The organism is Nocardia sp. TBRC8007 (assembly GCF_056629435.1).
In genome coordinates this window covers 1-6204 of sequence record NZ_JBWSOR010000061.1, presented here as the reverse complement: position 1 = coordinate 6204, position 6204 = coordinate 1, and the positions used below count along the sequence as shown (strand labels likewise).

General features: G+C 62.6%; 7 protein-coding genes. 4 read left to right on the top strand and 3 right to left on the bottom strand.

What is annotated here, in order from left to right:
* Positions 1-194: hypothetical protein (locus ACX4ZE_RS22355; protein ID WP_480275436.1), on the top strand; the 194-nt coding region annotated here is incomplete at its 5' end.
* Between the two features lie 172 nt (positions 195-366).
* On the opposite strand, the gene ACX4ZE_RS22350 is transcribed toward ACX4ZE_RS22355, so the two are convergent.
* The 3 genes from ACX4ZE_RS22350 to ACX4ZE_RS22340 are packed head-to-tail and all read right to left on the bottom strand — an operon-like array spanning position 367 to position 3231.
* Positions 367-1968 (bottom strand): zeta toxin family protein, encoded by a 1602-nt coding sequence (locus tag ACX4ZE_RS22350; RefSeq protein WP_480275435.1) that lies wholly within the window; start codon positions 1966-1968, stop codon positions 367-369.
* The gene (locus ACX4ZE_RS22345; protein WP_480275434.1) at positions 1965-2228 is read right to left on the bottom strand and encodes a hypothetical protein; all 264 of its coding nucleotides are present in this window, start codon (positions 2226-2228) and stop codon (positions 1965-1967) included. The genes ACX4ZE_RS22350 and ACX4ZE_RS22345 overlap by 4 nt, the downstream gene beginning before the upstream one ends.
* Before the next feature lie 10 nt (positions 2229-2238).
* Positions 2239-3231, bottom strand: coding sequence for an inositol monophosphatase family protein (locus ACX4ZE_RS22340; protein WP_480275433.1), 993 nt, complete (start codon positions 3229-3231; stop codon positions 2239-2241).
* Positions 3232-3302: 71 nt separating this feature from the next.
* Here ACX4ZE_RS22340 and ACX4ZE_RS22335 point away from each other — a divergent pair, with 71 nt between their 5' ends.
* The 3 genes from ACX4ZE_RS22335 (at position 3303) to ACX4ZE_RS22325 (ending at position 6150) form a co-directional block, all read left to right on the top strand.
* Complete coding sequence (locus ACX4ZE_RS22335; RefSeq protein WP_480275432.1) at positions 3303-3767, top strand: NUDIX hydrolase; 465 nt, start codon at positions 3303-3305, stop codon at positions 3765-3767.
* A 393-nt stretch (positions 3768-4160) separates the two neighbouring features.
* Positions 4161-4970, top strand: a complete 810-nt coding sequence (locus tag ACX4ZE_RS22330) for a hypothetical protein (RefSeq protein ID WP_480275431.1) — start codon at positions 4161-4163, stop codon at positions 4968-4970.
* The gene (locus tag ACX4ZE_RS22325) at positions 4963-6150 is read left to right on the top strand and encodes a helix-turn-helix domain-containing protein (RefSeq protein WP_480275430.1); all 1188 of its coding nucleotides are present in this window, start codon (positions 4963-4965) and stop codon (positions 6148-6150) included. Before ACX4ZE_RS22330 ends, ACX4ZE_RS22325 begins: the two co-directional genes overlap by 8 nt.
* Positions 6151-6204: the final 54 nt, after the last annotated feature.

The following is a 6204-nucleotide window of genomic DNA, read 5'->3' as shown; positions in this document are numbered from 1 at the left end:
TGGAGGGACGCGAGAACACAATGCAGGCCACCATCCAGCAGGGCCACGCGACCGGAGGTCGCGCAGTTCTGAAAGGTAAAGGTCTTCCAAGTAAGCCAGGACTATCGCCGGATCGGGCGGATCTGCTCCCCGCCCCTCGGTTCGATGGCGCAAAGTTGATTGGTGGGACCTCTGTGGCGGTGGTGATGTCCTAACCGATCACTTGTTTAGATCCGCCGCTCCCCGAAAGCGCGACCACACCCCCTCATCACCGCGACCACTAGCGTCATCTCATGGTGCTGCCGCGTCAGCTTCGCTGACTTGCCTCCGAGTGTTGGGGTACGGCAAACACCGTAGCCAGCACAGCAAACCAGCAACCAACCCCTGTCACATCTCGCGATCCGAGGATCGGCTTGGCGAAGGTTGTGTTCCTCGGGCCTGCTGCTGTTGAGTGGGCCGGTGGTTGACGGCGGCAGACGCCGCTGTTGTCTGCACTCGGGCAGCGATTTCCGCCGCGGTAGGGGCCGGTGCCTCAAGCAGTTTGCGGGGACCGTCAGCGGCGAGGAAGGCTGGCAGGGCGCCGCGAGCGATGGCGGTTCGCCAACTGTCATTACCCTCTCGGTAGGCGGTCTTGATATCGCTGGTGTGGTATTCGAGCGGCGGGTCCACCGCAATCACGCGGCGCTGGAGGATCTCTTCGAAGGATGCGTTGCGGATACTGTCGAAACCTTCCCCACTGGCAGTCGGGAACACTAGGTGATATTGATCGGGTGGGTAGAGGGTGTTGAATTCGGCGGGGTCGAGTTCGGGTCGACCTATGATGCGGACGTCGACCCGGTCCGCAAGGCCCACAGCAGCCAAGGCGCCGTTCCAGAATGCGGCCCGCTCTTGGGCAGTCATGGGATTCTTGCCAGGCGCGGTGTTGGTTTCGCAGTCGCGGTAGAAATCCTGGAGATGGTCGGGAATCTCGATTGGTTGTTGTGGCTGCTGGTCAAGATCAAGTATCCCTAGCTCCAGGCGGGGAAAGTCTTGCAGGATCGTGACGACGGTATCCAGATGTGCTATGGACACGAGTTGATAGCGGCCGAATGTCACTGCGGGCAGGTCGGACCGAAGCGTGGTTGTCTGCGGGTCGAGGTGAGGTTCTGCGAGTTTCTGTGCGCGCTGGAGAGCGGGGTGCCATTCGGGTTCCATCCGGACAAGCAGGCTGGAGTGGAGGCGATGGAAGGCGCGACTGTCAGCCAGGTCCCAGGTGCCCTCGCGAGCTTCTGACAGCGCATCACGTGTCGGGTGGCTTGTGCTCCAGTTGCCCTGGCTGTCGCGATCCTTGCGGTGTACCGCGTGCGGGAGGCCGCGGCGGTAGACCTCGATCGTGGCGATGCGAGGATCGGCGTCGAGCCAGTCTGCGACGGCAGGAAGATTGCGATAGCGCTGGTCGTGAAGAGATTCTTCGACGTAGCGACCGATACCGGTGTGTTCAATGCCGAGTTGGTAGCGCTCCAGGATTCCCAGTCTGCTCACTGCGGCCGGGGTCGCAAGTAGTGCCGCCTCGATCCGGTGGGTGGCAGATAGTTTCGCCATCAGATCGTCTGCGACGTTGGGGTCGCGCAGCCCGTGCTCGACAATGAGGTTTGCCTGCTTCTCCAAGAGGTAGTCCACCGACATGTCCAGCCAGCGACGTGCATCGGCGTGGACGAGATCATCGGCGGCCCACCCTCTGGTCTGTATCAGCTGTCGGTAGTTCGGATAAAATCGACGAAATGTATCTACGTCGACTACAGCTGGGCGGGCGGTAGTCGGGAATCGCTCCCGCACGGATCGGGCCGTGACGCTCTTGCCAGCCCCGGCCTGTGCGGTCAGCACGACCGCGACTGGTGCGGTCTGGGAAGGAGCCGTTGCCAGGAGAGCTGGCACGATCTGCTCAACGAATATTTTTTGCGACAACGATTCCGGCAGCAGGTACCGCTGGAGAGAATCGGGATTGGTCATGCGCGCGTGTCTTGTATAGCCCGCAGAAATGGCACGTCGGTATCGAACACGGTACGAACCGCCTCGCGATCGTTCGGTTCTAGGGCGTCGCGGCGGCGCACCCAGTCATCACGACGCTGACGCCACTGCTCGGCCGCTGGGCCACCGGCCGGGGTTTCCACCAATTCACGGCTGGCATGTGCGATGAGATCGGTCAACACGTCAAGCGCAACCTCGAATGCGGCGGCTTCGTCGACGGGAATCGAATTTTTAGGGTCCACGCGGGTGACCCTACCTGTCGAGTTCAGGAGTCCGTTGTGTCAACTGCTGCGCACCACGTGTGTTATCAGCTTGTCTCGGTGAGTATTTCGCAGGATAGAGCGCTGCAGAGTGGTGTGTGGTCTGTACACGGGCAGCGACATCACGCGCTGTGATACCTGGGTACCGAGCGGTGTCGTAGCTAGCTTGCTGCTCGCGTATGGCCGCTTGGACTGTGTCGGCCACGTAGTCGGTGATGTCGGGCACTCCCACGACGTAGAGGGTGTATCCGCCGACATCCGGAACCTGTATACCGGAGCCACCAGCGGCGGTAACCATTGCCCATCCAGGAGCGATGTCCCAAGGTTTGGTGCCGATGCCTACGTAGGCATCCAGGCGACCGGCCGCGATGTCGAATAAGTCGCATGAGGTTGATCCGGTTCGCCGGAAATCCTGTACTTCAGGAAGAAGCTGCGTCAATGCCGCGACCCCGAGCGGGCGACGGGTCTCTTCAATCGGGATGCTGACCGAAACCAGGCATGAATCAAGGGATTTGGTGCCGAGTGGAGATACCGCAGGTGTGCCGTCGCGGCTGGTGATCGTGCCGTGCTCGTCGCAGGCCATCCAGTCACCGTTTGCCTTCACGATTGCGCCGATCGCGATGCGGCCCTTGATCTGCGCAGCTACGGCCACGGCGTGGTCGGCGCGGCCGCGGATGAAATTAGATGTGCCGTCTATCGGGTCGATTACCCACCGCACCGGGGTGGTGCCGGACTGCTCACCGCCTTCCTCTCCGAGGATTGCGTCATGCGGGCGCAGTTCACGCAAATAGCTGCGGATTGCTTGTTCGGCTGCGGTATCCACCTCGGTCACGAGGTCGCGATGCGACGTTTTCGTCCGGATGGTCAATTCATTGTCCCGCAGGCTCGACGTGACGACCCCCGCACCCTGCGCCGCTGCGCGAAGCGCTAATGCTCCAAGCTCGGACAGGCCCATTGCACCTTGTTCGAGTGACTGACTATCCACGCCACCGACCGTATCCGTTTAGCTCGTTGCTATCTCGACAGGCCACGGGATTCGTGTGGGATGCTGGGTGCGTGAGCGACTACGTGAGTTGGATCAGAGAGCGGGTAGGTCATGATCCCATCCAACTTGTCTTCGCCGCCGCCTGCGTAGTTGACCAGGAGAGGGTACTGCTGCAGCGTCGTAGTGATGACACGACGTGGTGCTTCCCAGGCGGTGCCATCGAACTCGGCGAATCCATCGAGGATGCGGTGCGGAGGGAGATCGCTGAGGAAACCGGCTTTGATGTCAAAGTCGAAGCCGTCCAGGGCGTCTACAGCCGTTACTGGCACAAGTATCTGAACGGGGACGTCGCTCAGACCATCACCACCTTCCTGCGCTGCAGCATCACCGGTGGCACGCTGTCGGTTCGTGATCCAGAAACCATCGACCTGCGGTTCTGTCGGTTCGACGGTGAACTTCCAGGTCCGATGACGAACCGGCAACACGAGGATGCGCTCGCTGATCTGCGTGCCGGGCGACTAGGAGTCCTGCGCTGAGCGACTGCGGGTGATCTCAAGCAAGTCCAGCGGCCCACCATATCCGTGCAGCAGCCCCAGCACCAGGTGTGGGAGCTCGCAGTAGATTGGGGTTCCCCCGAGAAAGTGGACAGCGTTAGCTTGCTTCGGGGGCGGCTTTGAGGGACAGTTCGTGATCGATCGGTGGAGGAAACTCAGGGGCTATCTCTTACAGGGCAGCGGGTGTGTCGTCCGGCGAGTCGCCGGTGGTGTCACCCGGATTTCGGGCGGATTTGCTCCTCAACTCCCATGTCAGACCTGAACATGGATCGTGCCGAACTTTCGGCGTTGCGCAGATAATGTGCAAATCTTAAGTGCTACGCTGTATACGATCTTGAATTCGTAAGCAGCGGGCCGGGTGTTAGGGAGGGATCCATGAGCGAGCAGGCTGCACCCACGCAGTGGGAGACCGAGCGATTCGGTGCGCACGCTCTACCGTTACGCCGCGCGATCTGGCGCGGATTGCAGGCAGCTCATCAGCGGGCGCTGGCCGCCTACAAAGGTCTGGGCTTGCCCAGTAACGATGGATACGGCCTGATTTGGCTGGTCCAGCACGAAGAGCTGGGTTTCGCGGTCGAAGAGGTTGTGCCCGACGTACGGCGGATCAAGCCGGCACGGGCCCGCTACGAACTGATTGTGGTGGGCGACACCAACGTCATCCTGTACCCGTGGAAGTTCGCCGACGACGCCCACACCCCCGTGAACGCGGCGAAGATGACGATGTCGAAGCTACGCGAGAACCTGCTGGCGCTCGCCCAGGAGCCGACCGACCAGCTCACCCTCGACCAGGCTCACCTCACCCAGGAAGAGATCGACACAGACGTCAAGGATCTGAACGATTTCCTCACCGATGCGGTGGAAGCGGGTCGGCTGGTCATCATCGCTTACGCCAGCAACCCACACTCCGGTGTGCTGCGCGTCTACTGGGGCGAGGCCTCCCAAGCTGACGATCAGGGCAGATTGAACTGGAGCAGCATCGAGCAGATCCTCCCGATCACCGACACCGACGAGGGCCTGGTGCGTCCCACCGGCCCGGTGCCGGTCCCGGACCCGAAGCCTGGTATCGGGCCCCGTTGGGACCAAAGCCCTATGGGTGAGTTCGACCTGGCGCCGCGTACGCCACTGACTACACCGGATGGCGGGCACCCGCCGACACCACAACCCGAGACCGCAAGCGATGACTGAACGCCCTCCCCTCGACTTGTTCTCCAGCGACACCACTGCGGCGATCTTTGCTTCCGACGTCGTGGTGGTGTTCGACCCGGCCCGCCTCACCCAGGCCCGCCAGCTCGCCGGCCTGACCAAGGCAGCTCTCGCCACGCGGATCGGGGTCTCCGGTGCGGCAGTGAGCCAGTGGGAATCACGCACGTCCCCACCGCGTCCGGACCATCTGAATCAGGCAGCCGACGTCCTCGACGTCCCTGTCGAGTTCTTCGCCGCAGGAAGACCTTTCGCCCAGCTCGACGGCGCTGGCGCGCACTTCCGCAGCCTGCGCTCGACCAAAGCTGCACAGCGCGCCAAAGCCGTCGCCTTCGCCCAGCAGGTGTGGGAGCTGACCTACGCCATGGAGAAACATGTCCAGTTTCCTCCGATCGACCTGCCCGGGTTCCTGCCTGACGACCCCACCCGCCTCGGCGACACACCGGCCGAAGCTGCCCGTGCGTTGCGGGCCCACTGGGGACTGGGACACGGGCCGATCTCGCACCTGGTGCGCACCATGGAGATACACGGGATCGTCACCACTATGGTGGAATTCGCCGGCGAGGACACCCCCACCATCAACGCCTTCTCCACCTCCCGCATGCCTCGCCCGACGATCGTGCTCACCCCCGACCGCGGTGACGACGTGTGCTGGCACCGGTTCACCGCCGCCCACGAACTCGGCCACCTCGTCCTACACCGCGACGTCGCCCCCGGCGACCCCGACCAAGAACGCGAAGCCGATGCCTTTGCCGCCGAATTCCTCACCCCCGCCGACCAGATCACAGATCAGCTCCCCCGTCGCTTCGACGTCAAAGCCCTCCAACAGCTCAGCCATGAATGGGGTGTGTCGATCAAGTCGCTGGTCTACCGTTCCCGCGAAACCGGTGCCATCTCCGACGCCGTCGCCCGCCGTGCCTACCAACGCCTGAACCACCTCTACGAAATCGGCATGCTCGGCGCCGACCATGTCGCTCACTATCCCGGTGAAACTCCGACTCTGCTCGCTAAAGCCTTTGAACTCGCTGAAACCCACGGCACACTCACCCTCACTAGCCTCGCCCGAGAACTCCACTGGCGCCCCAAACGCCTCCGCCAACTCCTCGGCCAACCCCACGAACGCCCAGTCCTCCGCCTCATCACCAACACCGATGACGCCCCCTGACCCGGCCACGGAATCCTGGAACTGGCCCGAGCCTCAAAGCAGCTTCGTGGGGTT

Coding starts and splice junctions, on each gene's coding strand:
- ACX4ZE_RS22330 (WP_480275431.1), top strand. CDS start 4,161: ATGAGCGAGCAGGCTGCACCCACGCAGTGGGAGACCGAGCGATTCGGT.
- ACX4ZE_RS22325 (WP_480275430.1), top strand. CDS start 4,963: ATGACTGAACGCCCTCCCCTCGACTTGTTCTCCAGCGACACCACTGCG.
- ACX4ZE_RS22350 (WP_480275435.1), bottom strand. CDS start 1,968: ATGACCAATCCCGATTCTCTCCAGCGGTACCTGCTGCCGGAATCGTTG.